General features: G+C 72.8%; 13 protein-coding genes. 1 reads left to right on the top strand and 12 read right to left on the bottom strand.

Translation table 11 applies throughout. From position 1 onward, the window contains the following. Positions 1-89: 89 nt before the first annotated feature. The 4 genes from ilvD to AFE02nite_RS17565 all read right to left on the bottom strand — a co-directional run bounded on the left by ilvD (position 90) and on the right by AFE02nite_RS17565 (position 5,550). Complete coding sequence (ilvD, locus tag AFE02nite_RS00860; RefSeq protein ID WP_034244252.1) at positions 90-1,943, bottom strand: dihydroxy-acid dehydratase; 1,854 nt, start codon at positions 1,941-1,943, stop codon at positions 90-92. A gap of 108 nt (positions 1,944-2,051) precedes the next feature. After that, positions 2,052-3,680 (bottom strand): citramalate synthase, encoded by a 1,629-nt coding sequence (gene cimA / locus AFE02nite_RS00855; RefSeq protein WP_052113495.1) that lies wholly within the window; start codon positions 3,678-3,680, stop codon positions 2,052-2,054. 291 nt (positions 3,681-3,971) lie between these two features. Next, the gene (locus AFE02nite_RS00850) at positions 3,972-4,448 is read right to left on the bottom strand and encodes an NADPH-dependent FMN reductase family protein (RefSeq protein WP_034244254.1); all 477 of its coding nucleotides are present in this window, start codon (positions 4,446-4,448) and stop codon (positions 3,972-3,974) included. A 52-nt stretch (positions 4,449-4,500) separates the two neighbouring features. After that, the gene (locus tag AFE02nite_RS17565) at positions 4,501-5,550 is read right to left on the bottom strand and encodes a putative immunity protein (RefSeq protein WP_222594308.1); all 1,050 of its coding nucleotides are present in this window, start codon (positions 5,548-5,550) and stop codon (positions 4,501-4,503) included. A 123-nt stretch (positions 5,551-5,673) separates the two neighbouring features. On the opposite strand from AFE02nite_RS17565, the gene AFE02nite_RS17225 reads away from it, so the two are divergent. Beyond that, positions 5,674-5,838 carry a hypothetical protein gene (locus tag AFE02nite_RS17225; protein WP_186814435.1) on the top strand — a complete coding sequence of 55 codons (165 nt, stop codon included), beginning with the start codon at positions 5,674-5,676 and terminating at the stop codon, positions 5,836-5,838. Between the two features lie 85 nt (positions 5,839-5,923). On the opposite strand, the gene AFE02nite_RS00840 is transcribed toward AFE02nite_RS17225, so the two are convergent. From AFE02nite_RS00840 to AFE02nite_RS00805, 8 genes are all read right to left on the bottom strand, one after another. Continuing rightward, entirely contained in the window at positions 5,924-7,033 is a 1,110-nt protein-coding gene (locus AFE02nite_RS00840) for a branched-chain amino acid aminotransferase (protein ID WP_034244798.1), read from the bottom strand. A gap of 89 nt (positions 7,034-7,122) precedes the next feature. Continuing rightward, positions 7,123-8,271 (bottom strand): branched-chain amino acid aminotransferase, encoded by a 1,149-nt coding sequence (locus AFE02nite_RS00835; protein WP_034244782.1) that lies wholly within the window; start codon positions 8,269-8,271, stop codon positions 7,123-7,125. A gap of 72 nt (positions 8,272-8,343) precedes the next feature. After that, positions 8,344-9,384 (bottom strand): 3-isopropylmalate dehydrogenase, encoded by a 1,041-nt coding sequence (locus tag AFE02nite_RS00830; protein WP_034244779.1) that lies wholly within the window; start codon positions 9,382-9,384, stop codon positions 8,344-8,346. Between the two features lie 101 nt (positions 9,385-9,485). Beyond that, complete coding sequence (locus AFE02nite_RS00825) at positions 9,486-10,007, bottom strand: ASCH domain-containing protein (protein ID WP_034244776.1); 522 nt, start codon at positions 10,005-10,007, stop codon at positions 9,486-9,488. A gap of 90 nt (positions 10,008-10,097) precedes the next feature. After that, positions 10,098-11,126, bottom strand: coding sequence for a ketol-acid reductoisomerase (gene ilvC / locus AFE02nite_RS00820; protein ID WP_034244773.1), 1,029 nt, complete (start codon positions 11,124-11,126; stop codon positions 10,098-10,100). Between the two features lie 65 nt (positions 11,127-11,191). Continuing rightward, a complete protein-coding gene (gene ilvN / locus AFE02nite_RS00815; protein WP_034244771.1) occupies positions 11,192-11,716 on the bottom strand; it encodes an acetolactate synthase small subunit in 525 nt (174 codons plus the stop codon). Further along, positions 11,713-12,489, bottom strand: coding sequence for an aspartate/glutamate racemase family protein (locus tag AFE02nite_RS00810; RefSeq protein ID WP_146818933.1), 777 nt, complete (start codon positions 12,487-12,489; stop codon positions 11,713-11,715). Before AFE02nite_RS00810 ends, ilvN begins: the two co-directional genes overlap by 4 nt. Next, positions 12,489-14,363 (bottom strand): acetolactate synthase large subunit, encoded by a 1,875-nt coding sequence (locus AFE02nite_RS00805; protein ID WP_034244769.1) that lies wholly within the window; start codon positions 14,361-14,363, stop codon positions 12,489-12,491. Before AFE02nite_RS00805 ends, AFE02nite_RS00810 begins: the two co-directional genes overlap by 1 nt. Positions 14,364-14,655 lie beyond the last annotated feature (292 nt).

The following is a 14,655-nucleotide window of genomic DNA, read 5'->3' as shown; positions in this document are numbered from 1 at the left end:
TCGACGCTCGTACGCCCTGATCCGATCCGCCAGAGTCGGACGTCCCTCACCGCCGATGACGACGCCCGGGACGTCAGGCTCCGCTGCCGTCAGCGGCGGACGATCTGGTCGACGTCGCGCACCGCGCCCTTGTCCGCCGACGTCGCCATGGCCGCGTAGGCCCGCAGCGCCGGGGACACCTCGCGGTCCCGCGCGCGCGGCCGGTACCCACCGGCCGCCTCGAGCGCGGCCCGACGCGCGGCCAGCACCTCGTCGTCGACGGCGAGGGCGATCCGCCGCGCCGGGATGTCGATCTCGATCCGGTCGCCGTCCTCGACGAGCGCGATGACGCCACCCGCGGCCGCCTCGGGCGAGACGTGCCCGATGGACAGGCCGCTCGTCCCGCCGGAGAAGCGCCCGTCCGTGATCAGCGCGCAGACGGCGCCGAGGCCCTTGGCCTTGATGTAGGTGGTCGGGTAGAGCATCTCCTGCATGCCGGGGCCGCCCGAGGGCCCCTCGTAGCGCACCACGACGACGTCGCCGGCCTGCACGCGGCCCGCGAGGATCGCCTCGACGGCCTCCTCCTGGGACTCGACGACGACGGCCGGCCCGGTGAACGTGAGCGCGGACTCGGCCACGCCCGCGGTCTTCACCACGCAGCCGTCGACCGCCAGGTTGCCCGCGAGCACCGCGAGCCCGCCGTCGACGGAGTACGCGTGCGTGACGTCGCGGATGCAGCCGCTCGCGGCGTCGTCGTCCAGGGTGTGCCAGCGCTCGCTCTGGCTGAAGGCCGACGACGAGCGCACGCCGCCCGGCGCCGCGTGGAACAGCTCGACCGCCTCGGGCGACGGCGACCCCCCGCGGACGTCCCAGTCCTTGAGCCAGGCGTCGAGCGACGGCGCGTGCACGGCGTGCACGTCCTCGCGCAGGAGGCCGGCCCGGTGGAGCTCGCCGAGGATCGCGGGGATGCCGCCGGCCCGGTGCACGTCCTCCATCAGGTAGGTGCCGTTGGGGGCGATCTTCGCCAGGCACGGCACGCGCCGCGAGATGGCGTCGATGTCGGTCATCGTGAAGTCGAGGTCGGCCTCGTGCGCCGCCGCGAGGATGTGCAGCACCGTGTTGGTCGAGCCGCCCATCGCCACGTCCAGGGCCATCGCGTTCTCGAACGCCGCGCGGGTCGCGACGTTGCGCGGCAGCACGGAGGCGTCGCCGGTGCCGTACCAGCGCTCGGTCAGCTCGACGACGAGCGCGCCCGCCTGCTCGTACAGCGCCCGACGCGCGGTGTGCGTGGCCAGCACGGAGCCGTTGCCCGGAAGCGCGAGGCCGAGGGCCTCGAGCAGGCAGTTCATCGAGTTCGCGGTGAACATGCCCGAGCACGACCCGCACGTGGGGCACGCGTTGGCCTCGACGAGCGCGAGGTCGGCGTCGCTGACCGCGTCCGAGACGCCGTCGGCCATCGCGTCGATGAGGTGCATGCGCGAGCGGACCGTGCCGTCGACCAGCACCGTCCGGCCGCCCTCCATGGGCCCGCCGGAGACGAACACGGCGGGGATGTTCAGCCGCAGGGCGGCCATGAGCATGCCGGGGGTGATCTTGTCGCAGTTGGAGATGCACACGAGCGCGTCGGCCCGGTGCGCGTTGACCATGTACTCGACGGAGTCCGCGATGAGGTCGCGGCTGGGCAGCGAGTAGAGCATGCCCCCGTGGCCCATCGCGATGCCGTCGTCGACCGCGATCGTGTTGAACTCGCGCGCCACTCCCCCGGCGGCGTGCACCGCCTCGCTGACGATGCGCCCCACGGGCGCCAGGTGCGTGTGCCCGGGCACGAACTCCGTGAACGAGTTGGCCACGGCGATGATCGGCTTGCCGATGTCGGAGTCGGCGACTCCGGTCGCGCGCAGCAGGGCGCGGGCGCCGGCCATGTTGCGGCCGTGGGTGACGGTGCGGGAACGCAGCTCAGGCATGGCTTCCTCTCAGGCTCCGTGTGGAGCGATCACACCGCGAGTGGAGCGAAGACGACGCGACACGCTGGCGTGTCGGTCGGAATCGCTCCACACGCGACCGAGGCGAGGCTAGTCGCAGTCGGTGGTGACGCCGTCGGGCGTCTCGGAACGGTTGGGCACGCCGGCGCGCAGCAGGCCGTAGACGATCGAGTCGACGAGCGCCTCCCAGGAGGCCTCGATGATGTTCGGCCCCACGCCGACCGTCATCCAGGTCGCCTCCGCGCGCGTGTCCATGGTCTCGACGAGCACGCGCGTCACCGCGTCGGTGCCCTGCTCGGTGTCGAGGATGCGCACCTTGAAGTCGATGAGCTCGAACCGGTCGACCTCCGGGTAGGTCGGCGCGACGGCCTTGCGCAGTGCGGCGTCCAGCGCGTTGACGGGACCGTTGCCCTCGGCCGTCGCGAGCATCCGTGCGCCACCGACGTGCATCTTCACGGTCGCCTCGGCGTTCGCCTCCGACGGCTTCCCGGGCGTCGTCTCGACGAACACGCGCCACGACTCGGTGCAGAAGAACGTCGGCCGGACGCCGTCGAGCTCCTCGCGCAGGAGCAGCTCGAAGGAGGCGTCCGCGGCGTCGTAGGTGTAGCCCTGCGCCTCGGCGTCCTTGACGCGCGTGGTGACACGCGTGAGGAGGTCGCCCTGGCCCGCCAGGTCGAAGCCGAGCTCGCGTCCCTTGAGCTCGATGGACGCGCGCCCCGCCATGTCCGAGATCAGCATCCGCATGTCGTTGCCGACGGCGAGCGGGTCGGTGTGCTGGTACATGTCCGGGTCCACCTTGATCGCCGACGCGTGCAGGCCGGCCTTGTGCGCGAACGCGCTCGCGCCGACGTACGGCTGACGCGCGAACGGCGCGATGTTCGTGATCTCGGAGATCGCGTGGCTGATCCGCGTGAGGTCACGCAGGCCGCCGCCGGCGAGCACGTCGTGGCCGAGCTTCAGCTGCAGGTTCGCGACGACGGCGCCGAGGTCCGCGTTGCCGGTGCGCTCGCCGTAGCCGTTCACGCAGCCCTGGACGTGCGTCGCGCCCGCGGCCACGGCCGCGAGGCTGTTCGCGACGGCGCAGCCGGAGTCGTTGTGCGCGTGCATGCCGATGCGGCCGTCCGCCTCGGCCCGCACGCGCCCGACGATCTCGCCCACCCAGTCCGGGAGCATGCCGCCGTTGGTGTCGCACAGGCAGACGGTCTCCGCGCCCGCCTCGAACGCGGCGACGACGGCGCGCAGCGCGTAGTCGGCGTCGTACCGGAAGCCGTCGAAGAAGTGCTCGGCGTCGAGGATCACGCGCCGGCCCTCCCCCCGCAGGTAGGAGACGGTGTCGCGGATCATCGCGAGGTTCTCCTCGGGCGTGGTCTTCAGCGCCCGCTCGACGTGCCGGATGTCCGACTTGGCGACGAGCGTGATCACCGGCGCCTCGGAGTCGAGCAGCGCGCGGACCTGCGCGTCCTCGTGCGTCCTGGCGCCCGCCTTGCGCGTCGAGCCGAAGGCCGCGAGCTCGGCGTTGCGGAAGTCGAGCTCCTTCGCGGCGCGCTTGAAGAACTCGGTGTCCTTGGGGATCGCCCCCGGCCAGCCGCCCTCGATGTAGCCGACGCCGAGCTCGTCGAGCAGGGGGGCGATGAGGAGCTTGTCCTGGACGGACAGGTTCATGCCCTCCTGCTGCGCGCCGTCGCGCAGGGTGGTGTCGTACACGTCGAAGGTGTCCACTGGCGTGCTCTTCTCGTGGTCTCGCGGCGGCGGGGCGACCGGTGGCCGTTCCCGACGCCGGGTGCTGCGTCGATGCTCAGAGCAAGCGGGCGGGGTGTGCCCGGACCAACAAAAAGACCCCCCGGGGTGCGGAGGGTCTGCGCGCTCGGCGATGTGTGCCGGGCGCGCTAGCCGATAATCAGGGTGAACGAGGTCACGGGCGGCATCATGCCATGGCTACGCGACCGTAGGGAAGCGACGCGCGCCGCGGCCAGGCCGCCGGGTCGACGCCTCCCCCGGCCGCGCCGGCGCTCAGACCTCGATCCGGTCGGCGAACTCGTCGACCTTGGCCTCCCAGCCGTCCTCGAGCGGGCCCTTCATGCCCGTGACCAGGACCTTGCCCGCCGCGACCTCGACCATGCCCGCGCCGTGCAGCAGCTCGCTCATGATCGGGATGACCCGCTGGGTCTTGGCGAGCTCCTCCTCCGTGGGGACCCGCCCGGTCTTCTTGTCCGGCTGCGGTGCACCCTCGGTGGTGAGGATGGCGTAGCGCGCCCCGGCCGGGGCGTCCATGCCCTTGAGGAAGCGGCGCATGCTGCCGATCGGCTTGCCCATCCGGCCCGGCGCGCTGAACAGGTAGAGGTCGGCGGGCGGCAGGGCCTTGGCGCTCACGTCCTTGATGTGGTGGACGTTCACCGCGACGCCACGCGTCGCCATCCGCTCCTTGAATTCCTCGGCGACCTTGGCGCCGTTGCCGTACTTGGACGCGTGGAAGTACTCGACGTTCATTTCGTTCTCCGCGGGATGCTGCGGCCCGGTCGGTCGCGACATCGCCAGCCTGTCACTGCTCGGGCTCGGGCGTGCGCGGTTCGAGTCCGTCGGCTCGCACGAGACGCAGGAGCGGGCCGGGCCCCGCGAGGATCACGAAGCCGTCCGGCAGGACGAGACGCCACCGCTCGCGCCTCAGCTCGGTCTCGGGCGCCGGCACCACCACGAGCGTCGTCCCGCCGGCGAGCTCGACCCGCAGCGCCCGCCCGTCGACACTGAGCCCGATGCCGGTCACCCGCAACCCCCGCAGGGCGTCGGCGGCCTGCTCCAGACCACCGCGCGCGCCGTCCGAGGTCCCCAGCACGACGTCGCCGCGCCGCACCAGCCACGCGCCGCCGTCGACCGCGAGGGCGAACTCACCGGTGACCTCCCCGGTGGACGAGATGGCCCGTCCGCCGAGGTCCAGGTACAGGTCGGTGCCGTCGCCGACCCGCGCCGACCAGGACGGCACGCCGACGAGCGCCTGCAGCGCCCACGTGACGTCGTCGGCGTCCAGCAGGCGGGGACTGCGTGGCGGCTCGGCGCGGCGCAGCAGCGTGTCGAGCTGACGAGCCAGCTCGCCGACCCGCCCGCCGCCGCCCGGCGCGGCCGGGTACCGCGACAGGACGACCCGGACGGCCGGCGACGCCAGCAGCCGCGCCCGGACGACGTGCGCGTAGCCGATGCGCTCGTCGTCGCCCGCAGCCAGCTCGAACGCCCGCGCCGCGTGCGCCGCCGCCCCCACCAGGTGCCTGACCTGCGTGGACTTCGCGAGCGGGTGGAGGAACGCGGCGCCCGCGGCGGCCATCGCGGCCCGCGCGGCCTCCGCCGCCGCGAGGTCGCCGGCGTCCCGCGCGCCGTGCGCCGCCCGCTGCGCGGCCCAGGCGGCCTCCCGCAGCGCCGCGGTGCGCGCACCGCCGTCGGCGAACGCCTGCGCGAGTTCCACCGCCGCCCGAGGACGCTCGTCGTCGGGCCCGGCGACCTGCACCACCTCGAGCGCCTCGCGGGCGCAGGACGCGGCGAACCCGGCGACCGCGCGCAGGTCGGCGGTCGTGAGGTCGATCCGGGCGTCGTCGGCGGCCATCCGCCCATCCTGGCGCACGTGCTGCGACGTCGGTCGCCAGCCGCCCGAGGGGGCGTGATCGACTCGCGCCACGCCGGAGGCACGTCCGCGGTGCTGTCGGTGGCCAGGATTAGCGTCGCCGCCATGAGCACACACGTCTGCGTCTGGTTCGAGGACTCCTGGCCCGACCACGTGTGCGTCTGCGGGGCGCGCGCGGTGGTCGTCGTCGACGAGCTCGGTGACACCTTCTACGCGGTCCTCGACGACGCTCCGCAGGTGCCGCACCAGCGGCTGCCGCTCTCGGCCTGAGGCCGCCACCCGAACACCCCTCCCACCCGGGCGAACGAGGGGCCCGACGCCGCGGCGTCGGGCCCCTCGTTCGCCTCGTGGCCGGTCAGGCCAGGTGGTACATCCAGCCGTGCGGGTCGTCGGCGCGGCCGTACTGGATGTCGGTGAGCCGCGAGCGCACCGCGGCGGTGACGGGGCCGGTGGCGCCGTCGGCCACCGTGAGGTCGAACTCGGTGCCCGCGAGACGGCCGATCGGCGTGACCACCGCCGCCGTGCCGCAGGCGAACACCTCCGCGACGGACCCCGCCGACAGTCCCGCCCGCAGGTCGTCGAGCCGCACGGTGCCCTCGACGACGTCGCGGCCCTCCTCCCGCAGGAGCGTGATGATCGACGACCGCGTCACGCCCTCGAGGATCGAGCCGGTCAGCGCCGGGGTCTCGACGTGCCCGTCCGCGTGCACCACGAACACGTTCATGCCGCCCAGCTCCTCGAGCTGAGTCCCGGTCGCCGCGTCGAGGAAGCACACCTGCTCGCAGCCGCGCGCGTACGCCTCCTGCTGCGGGAGCAGCGACGCCGCGTAGTTGCCGCCGCACTTCGCCGCGCCCGTCCCGCCGGGGCCCGAGCGGTTGTAGTCCTGGGAGACCCAGATCGAGACGGGCTTGACGCCGCCTGCGAAGTACGGGCCGACGGGTGACGCGATGAGCAGGTAGTCGACGCCGCGCGCAGGGCGCACGCCGAGGAACGCCTCGGAGGCGAACATGAACGGCCGCAGGTACAGGCTCGTCTCGTCCGCGCCCGGCACCCAGTCGAGATCGACGGCGACCAGGGCCTCGATCGAGCCGAGGAAGTCCTCCGCGGGCAGCTCGGGCAGCGCGAGGCGCCGCGCGGACTGCGCGAAGCGTGCGGCGTTCGCCCAGGGGCGGAACGTCCAGACCGAACCGTCGGCGTGCTTGTACGCCTTCAGCCCCTCGAAGATCTCCTGCCCGTAGTGCAGGACAGCGGCCGCGGGGTCCAGCAGCAGGGGTCCGTACGGCTCCACCCGCCGGTCGCCCCAGCCGCCGTCGGCCGACCAGCTCACGCGGGCCATGTGGTCGGTGAAGACCGTCCCGAAGGCCGGTTGCGCGATGAGGGCGTCCCTCTCCTGCGCCGACCGCGGCGTGGTGCTCAGGCGACGCTCGAAGGCGTCGGCGGTGGTCTCGCGTGCCGTGGTGCTCATCTCGTTCCCTTCGTCGCGGACCGAAGCGCCGCGGGGCGCCATCGCCGTCGGCCTCGTGCCCGCGGAATCCGTGCCGACGTTACCCGTCCTCATGCCTGCCCCACACCAGCCACGTGCACCAGGGGGTGCATCCAGCCGCGGGTGTCCGCGGCCCGCCCGTGCTGGACGTCCGTCAGCTCCCGGCGGACCGCCGCGGTCACGGGCCCGATGCCGCCGTCTGCCACCGGCAGGTCGAAGTCCTCGCCCACCAGGCGCCCGATCGGGCTCACGACCGCCCCGGTCCCGCACGCGAAGACCTCGCGGACGGTGCCGTCGGCGAGCCCCGCGCGCACCTCGGCGAGCGGCACCGCCCGCTCGACGACGCGGTGCCCGGCGTCGCGCAGGATCGTCAGCACCGAGTCGCGCGTCACGCCCGCGAGGATCGTGCCGAGGGCCGGCGTGACGGCGGTGCCGTCCGCGAGGACCAGCACGACGTTCATCCCGCCCAGCTCCTCGAGGTTCTCGTCACCGTCGAGGAAGCACACCTGCTCGCACCCACGGGAGTAGGCCACCTGCTGGGCCGCCAGCGACGCCGCGTAGTTGCCCATGCACTTGGCGGCGCCGGTGCCTCCCGGACCGGCGCGGCGCTGGTCCCGCTCGACCCAGATCGAGACGGGCGCCAGGCCGGCCTTGAAGTACGGGCCCACGGGCGAGGCGATGACGAGGTAGTCGATGCGCCGCGCCGGGCGCACGCCGAGGAACGCCTCGGAGGCGATCATGAAGGGGCGCAGGTACAGGCTCGTCTCCGGCGCGCCGGGCACCCAGGCCTCGTCGACGGCGACGAGCGCCTCGAGCGAGCCGATGAAGTCCGCGACGGGAAGCTCGGGCAGCGCGAGGCGCCGTGCCGACCGGGCGAACCGCTCGGCGTTGGCCTGCGGCCGGAAGGTCCAGACTGACCCGTCGGGGTGCCGGTACGCCTTGAGCCCTTCGAAGATCTCCTGGCCGTAGTGCAGGACGGCGGCCGCCGGGTCCAGCTCGAGCGGCGCGTACGGCTCGACGCGGTGACCGGACCAGCCGGCGTCGGTCGACCACGTGATCCGGGCCATGTGGTCGGTGAAGACCTCGCCGAAACCTCCGGACGAGGCGAGGGCGGCGAGGACCGCGGCCCTCTCCTCGGCGGGGCGGGGCGTCGTCGCCCGCGCGACGGCGAAGGCGGGGGCCGTCGCGGGCGCGACGGGGCTTGCTGTGCTGCTGGTCATGTCGGGTCCCTGGGTCGCTGGGGGCGGTTCGGCGGGACGGCCGACACGGGTTGGGGAAGGGCCCCGGGGCGGTCAGCCCCGCAGGCGGGCGGCGATCTCCGAGCCCACGTCGGCCGTGGTCCGTACTCGGTCCCCGCGCTCCGCCAGGTCGGCGGCGACGGCGGCCTCGACCCGGGCGGCCGCGTCGGCCAGGCCCAGGTGCTCGAGCATCATGGCGACCGACAGGATCGTGGCGGTCGGGTCGGCCTTGCCCTGGCCCGCGATGTCCGGGGCCGAGCCGTGCACCGGCTCGAACATCGACGGGAACGTGCGGTCCGGGTTGATGTTCCCCGAGGCCGCGAGCCCGATGCCGCCCACGACGGCGCCGGCCAGGTCGGTGAGGATGTCGCCGAACAGGTTGTCGGTGACGATCACGTCGAACCGCGACGGCTTGGTGACCATGAAGATCGTCGCCGCGTCGACGTGCAGGTAGTCGGTGGTGACGTCGGGGAACTCGGCGTTCACGGCCTCGACCGTGCGACGCCACAGGTCGCCCGCGTGGACGAGCACGTTGTGCTTGTGCACGAGGGTGAGGTGCTTGCGCGGCCGCGCCTGGGCGCGGGCGAACGCGTCGCGCACCACGCGCTCGATGCCGAACGCGGTGTTGACGCTGACCTCGTTGGCGACCTCGTGCGGCGTGCCCTGGCGGATCGAGCCGCCGTTGCCGACGTACGGACCCTCGGTCCCCTCGCGGACGACGACGAAGTCGATGTCCCCGGGCTCGGCCAGCGGGGAGCGCACGCCCGGGTAGAGGCGGCCGGGACGCAGGTTGACGTAGTGGTCCAGCGCGAAGCGGAGCCGCAGGAGCAGACCGCGCTCGAGGACGCCCGACGGCACGCTCGGGTCGCCGATGGCGCCGAGCAGGATCGCGTCGTGGGCCTTGATCGTCTCGAGGTCCGCGTCGGTCAGGGTCTCGCCGGTGGCGTGCCAGCGGCGGGCGCCCAGGTCGAGCTCCGTGGTCGCGATCGCCACGTCCGAGCCCACGGCAGCGTCGAGGACCTTCAGGCCCTCCTCGACCACCTCGGTACCGATGCCGTCACCTCGGACGACGGCGAGCCGCACGCTGGTTCCCATGCCGTCGACCCTAGCCCTCTGTCCACGTGTCGGAACATGGCGTCTCGCATCGCGACCAGTTGGCCCGGCCTGCGACGCGTCATTGCGGCGTGAGTGCGGCCTCAGCGCCGCGGCGGCCTCGGGTAGAGCACCTCGAACGTCTCGAGCACCACCTCGAGGTCGTCGTCGACCTCGACGCCCGTGCCGGCGAGCACCCGCCGCCAGTAGCGCTCGTGCTCGCGGCGCCAGCTCACGAGCGTCCGGTCGTCCTCCCCCTCGCTCGCGGCGAACGCCTCGTCGACGTCGCCGAAACGGGCCTGGCGCACCTGCGTGGTCCGGACGAGCGCCCGGGGGTGCCCGGCGCCGTCGAGGACGATCGACAGCTCGCCGGGCTGGGGAACGGGCTCGCCGGTCGAGGTCAGCTCGACGAGCGCCGTCGACGTCCCGATCTTCTCCCCCGCGAGCACCAGCGCGAGCAGCTCGTCCGCGAGCCGAGGGTTGTCGCCGAACGCCCAGGCGGGCGGGGTCATCGCCGCCGTCACGCCGACGCCCGTGACGACCGGCAGGCGCCCGATCTTCGCGTGCGCTCGCGCGGTCTCCCAGAACTCGACGACCTCATCGGCGCGCGCGTCGTCGTCCGCCATCACTGCCGTCCTCTCCGCTTCCTCGTCGTGCTCGAACGACGGTGCGTCCGACGAACGACAGCCGTTCGCCGGACGCACCGTGGTTCGCGGTCAGCGTGCGACGTGCCCCTCGGTGTAGTCCGAGTCCGCCGGCTTGATCCAGGAGAACATCTTGCGCAGCTCGCGCCCGACGCCCTCGATCGGGTGCTGCTCGCCCTTGGCCCGCAGCGCCAGGAACTCGGGCGCGCCCGCGTCCTGGTCGGCGATGAAGCGCTCGGCGAAGGCGCCGCTGCGGATGTCCGCGAGCACGCCCTGCATGTTCTCCTTCACGTGCGGGTCGATGACGCGCGGGCCGGAGACGTAGTCGCCGTACTCGGCCGTGTCGGACACGCTCCAGCGCTGCTTGGCGATGCCGCCCTCGATCATGAGGTCGACGATGAGCTTGAGCTCGTGCAGGACCTCGAAGTAGGCGATCTCCGGCTGGTAGCCGGCCTCGGTCAGGACCTCGAAGCCGTACTGGACGAGCTGGGAGGCGCCGCCGCAGAGGACGGCCTGCTCGCCGAAGAGGTCGGTCTCGGTCTCCTCGGTGAAGGTCGTCTTGATGCCGCCCGCCCGCAGGCCACCGATGGCCTTGGCGTAGGACAGCGCGAGCTGCCACGCGTTGCCCGAGGCGTCCTTCTCCACGGCGACGAGGACGGGCACGCCGCGGCCCGCCTCGTACTCGCGACGCACGATGTGGCCGGGACCCTTGGGCGCGACCATGAAGACGTCGACGCCGTCGGGAGCGGTGATGTAGCCGAACCGGATGTTGAAGCCGTGCGCGAAGACGATCGCCTTGCCCTCGGTGAGGTTCGGGGCGATCTCGTCGCGGTACAGGTGCCGCTGCACCTGGTCGGGCGCGAGGATCATGATGACGTCGGCCTCGGCGGCCGCCTCGGTCGGCGTGACGACGCGCAGGCCCTGCTCCTCGGCCTTGGCGCGCGAGGCGGAGCCCTCGCGGAGGCCGACGCGCACGTCCACCCCGGAGTCGCGCAGGTTGAGGGCGTGCGCGTGCCCCTGGCTGCCGTAGCCGATGATCGCGACCTTGCGGCCGGCGATCACCGAGAGGTCGGCGTCGTCGTCGTAGTAGAGCTCTGCCACGGGAGATCTCCTCGGTGTTCGTGGATCGGGTGGAGCCGGAGTGCTGCGGGACAGTCTGGCCCGTCTCAGGCGGGACGGGAGACGCGTTCCAGCGCGCGGTCGGTGATGGAGCGGGACCCGCGACCGATGGCCACGGTGCCGGACTGGACGATCTCGCGGACGCCGAACGGCTCGAGGGCCGCGAGCAGGGCGTCCAGCTTGGCGCCGTTGCCCGTCGCCTCGATGGTCACCGCGTCGGTGGCGACGTCGACGACGTGCGCCCGGAAGAGGTCGACCACCTCGAGGACGTGCGAGCGGATCGACATGTCGGCCCGCACCTTCACGAGGAGCAGCTCACGCTGCACGGACGCGTCAGGCTCGAGCTCGACGATCTTGATGATGTTGATGAGCTTGTTGAGCTGCTTGGTGACCTGCTCGAGGGGCAGCTCGTCCACGTCGACCACGACCGTGATGCGCGAGATCTCGTCGTGCTCGGTGGGGCCGACCGCGAGCGAGTGGATGTTGAACGCACGGCGGGCGAAGAGGCCTGCGACGCGCGTGAGGACGCCGGGCTTGTTCTCCACGAGCACCGACAGCGTGTGCCTGCTCATGCTGCACCTTCTTCCAGGGCTGACTGGGACGAGCGATCGGACGGGTGGGACGGGCCGGACGGGCCGTCGGTCGACGGGGCCGACGGCCCCAGCGCGGCGTCGAGAAGGGCCTCGACGTGGATGGCGAGGCTGTCCAGCAGGGGCACCGGGCTGCGCTCCGGGGCGAGGATCATGCCGAGCTCGGTGCAGCCCAGGATCACCGCCTGCACCCCGCGGCCGACCAGTCGGCCCACGACGGCGTCCAGGGCGTCGCGCGAGGACTCCAGCACCTCGCCGCGCACGAGCTCGGCGTAGATGACCCGGTGCACCTCGGCGGCGTCCTCCGCCTCCGGGACGACGACGTCGATCCCCCGCCCGGCGAAGTGGGCGGGGTAGAGCTCCTGAGAGGCCATCGTGTAGCGGGTGCCGAGCAGACCCACCCGCGAGAAGCCGGCGGCCTGCGCGACGTCCGCGACGGCGTCGACGAGGTGCACGACCGGCGCCCCCGCCGCCGCGACGTCCTCGTACAGCAGGTGCATCGTGTTGGCGCAGATGCCGAGGACCTCGGCGCCGGCCTCCACCAAGGTCGCCGCCTCGCGCGCGTAGCGGCGCCCGAGCGAGGTCCAGTCGTCGACGGCCTGCAGGGACTCGATCTCCGCGAAGTCGGCCGATCGCAGCACGAGGTCCGCGGAGTGCGAACCGCCCAGGCGGTCCCGGGTCCCGGCGTTGAGCAGTCGGTAGTAGTCCACCGTCGACTCCCAGGAGGTGCCCCCGAGGAGGCCGATGCGCCGCATCACTCCTCCCGGTCCCACGCGGGGCTGATCCCCCGCGCGTACTGGATCTCGTCGTTGCTCACGCCGGCTGCGACCATCGGCCACACCATCGCGTCCCGCGAGACGGTGAAGTCCACGACGACGGGGCGGTCGTCGATCTCCATCGCCCGACGGATCGTGTCGTCGACGTCGCTCTCGCTCTCGCAGCGCAGCCCGACGCAGCCGTACGCCTCGGCGAGCGTGACGAAGTCGGGGATGCGGACCGTGCCGTGACCCGTGTGCAGATCGGTGTTCGAGTACCGCGACTCGTAGAACAGGGTCTGCCACTGGCGGACCATGCCGAGCGAGGAGTTGTTGATGACGGCGACCTTGATCGGGATCTCGTTGATCGCGCAGGTGGCCAGCTCCTGGTTCGTCATCTGGAAGCAGCCGTCGCCGTCGATGGCCCAGACGGTGCGGTCGGGGTCGCCGACCTTCGCGCCCATCGCCGCGGGGACCGCGAAGCCCATGGTGCCGAGGCCGCCGGAGTTCACCCACTGGCCCGGGCGCTGGTACCTGATGAACTGGGCCGCCCACATCTGGTGCTGGCCGACGCCCGCGACGTAGATCGCCTCGGGGCCGGCGATCTCGCCGAGCCGCGTGATGACGTGCTGCGGCGCCAGGTGACCGTCGTCGGTGGCCGTGTAGCCGAGCGGGAACGTCTCGCGCCAGTCGTCGATCTGCCGCCACCAGGCCGCCAGGTCCGGCTTGCCGTGCTGGGCGTGCTCGCGCTCGAGCTCGGGCAGCAGGTCGGAGATGACCTCGCGCAGGTCACCGACGATCGGGACGTCCGCCCGGCGGTTCTTGCCGATCTCGGCGGGGTCGATGTCCGCGTGGACGATCGTCGCGTGCGGCGCGAACGAGGAGACCTTGCCGGTCACCCGGTCGTCGAACCGCGTGCCGAGCGCGACGATCAGGTCGGCCTTCTGCAGCGCGGCGACCGCGGGGACGGTCCCGTGCATGCCCGGCATGCCCAGGTGCTGCGGGTGGTCGTCGGGCAGGACGCCCCGAGCCATGAGCGTGGTGACCACGGCGGCGCCGCTCGCGTCCACGAGGCGGCGCAGCTCGGCGGCCGCACCCGAACGGACCGCGCCGCCCCCGACGTACAGCACCGGACGACGCGCGGTCGCGAGCAGGCGCGCGGCCTCCCGGACCTGCTTGGCGTGCGGCTTCGTCACCGGGTGGTAGCCCGGGAGCTCGACCGGCTGGGGCCAGCTGAACGTCGTCATCGCCTGCTGCGCGGACTTCGCCACGTCCACGAGGACCGGGCCCGGGCGGCCCGTCCGCGCGATGTGGAACGCCTCGGCGATCGTGCGCGGGATGTCGTCCGGGTCGGTGACGAGGAAGTTGTGCTTGGTCACCGGGAGCGTGATGCCGACGATGTCCGCCTCCTGGAAGGCGTCGGTGCCGATGAGCGAGGCCCCGACCTGGCCCGTGATCGCGACGAGCGGCACCGAGTCCATGTTGGCGTCGGCGAGCGCCGTGACCAGGTTCGTCGCGCCCGGACCCGAGGTGGCCATGCACACGCCGACCTCACCGGTCGCGTAGGCGTAGCCCTCGGCGGCGTGCCCGGCGCCCTGCTCGTGGCGCACGAGGATGTGCCGCAGCTTGGTGGAGTCCATCAGCGGGTCGTAGGTCGGCAGGATCGTCCCACCGGGGATGCCGAAGACGACCTTCGCCCCGACCGCCTCGAGGGAACGCACGATCGACTGCGCGCCGGTGACGGCCTCGCCGTGCGCCACGACGGTGCGGGCGACGTCGGCGGGCGTCACGCCGGCGCGCTGCGCCGACGGGGTCGGCGGGGTCGGCGGACGGGTGGCGCCGGCCGTGGCGGTCGGCTGCTGGTCCTGGACCATCGTGAGCTCCTGTCGAGGTGGTGCGGTGCTGTGGTGCGGTGCTGTCGTGCTGGGTGCTGTGGTGCTGTGGTGCTGGGTGCTGTGGTGCTGGTCGTGCGTGCTGGCAGCTGTGGGGCATGAAAAAACCCCTCGGGCCGTGTGGCTGGAGGGGTGGGCGCAGGCCTGACCTGGCTGGGGGGTCGAGCCCGCGCCTAGCCGAGTACGAGGAGGATCGTCTGCACGAGCGGCAGCCTACGGGGTGCGGCACCCGGATGTCACGTCTTTGGTCCTGAGTCCGCATGTCGGTTCACCG

Origin of the sequence: Actinotalea fermentans, from assembly GCF_007991475.1 — a bacterium.
Classification (GTDB): domain Bacteria; phylum Actinomycetota; class Actinomycetes; order Actinomycetales; family Cellulomonadaceae; genus Actinotalea; species Actinotalea fermentans.
This window is presented reverse-complemented; position numbering and strand designations above follow the sequence as displayed.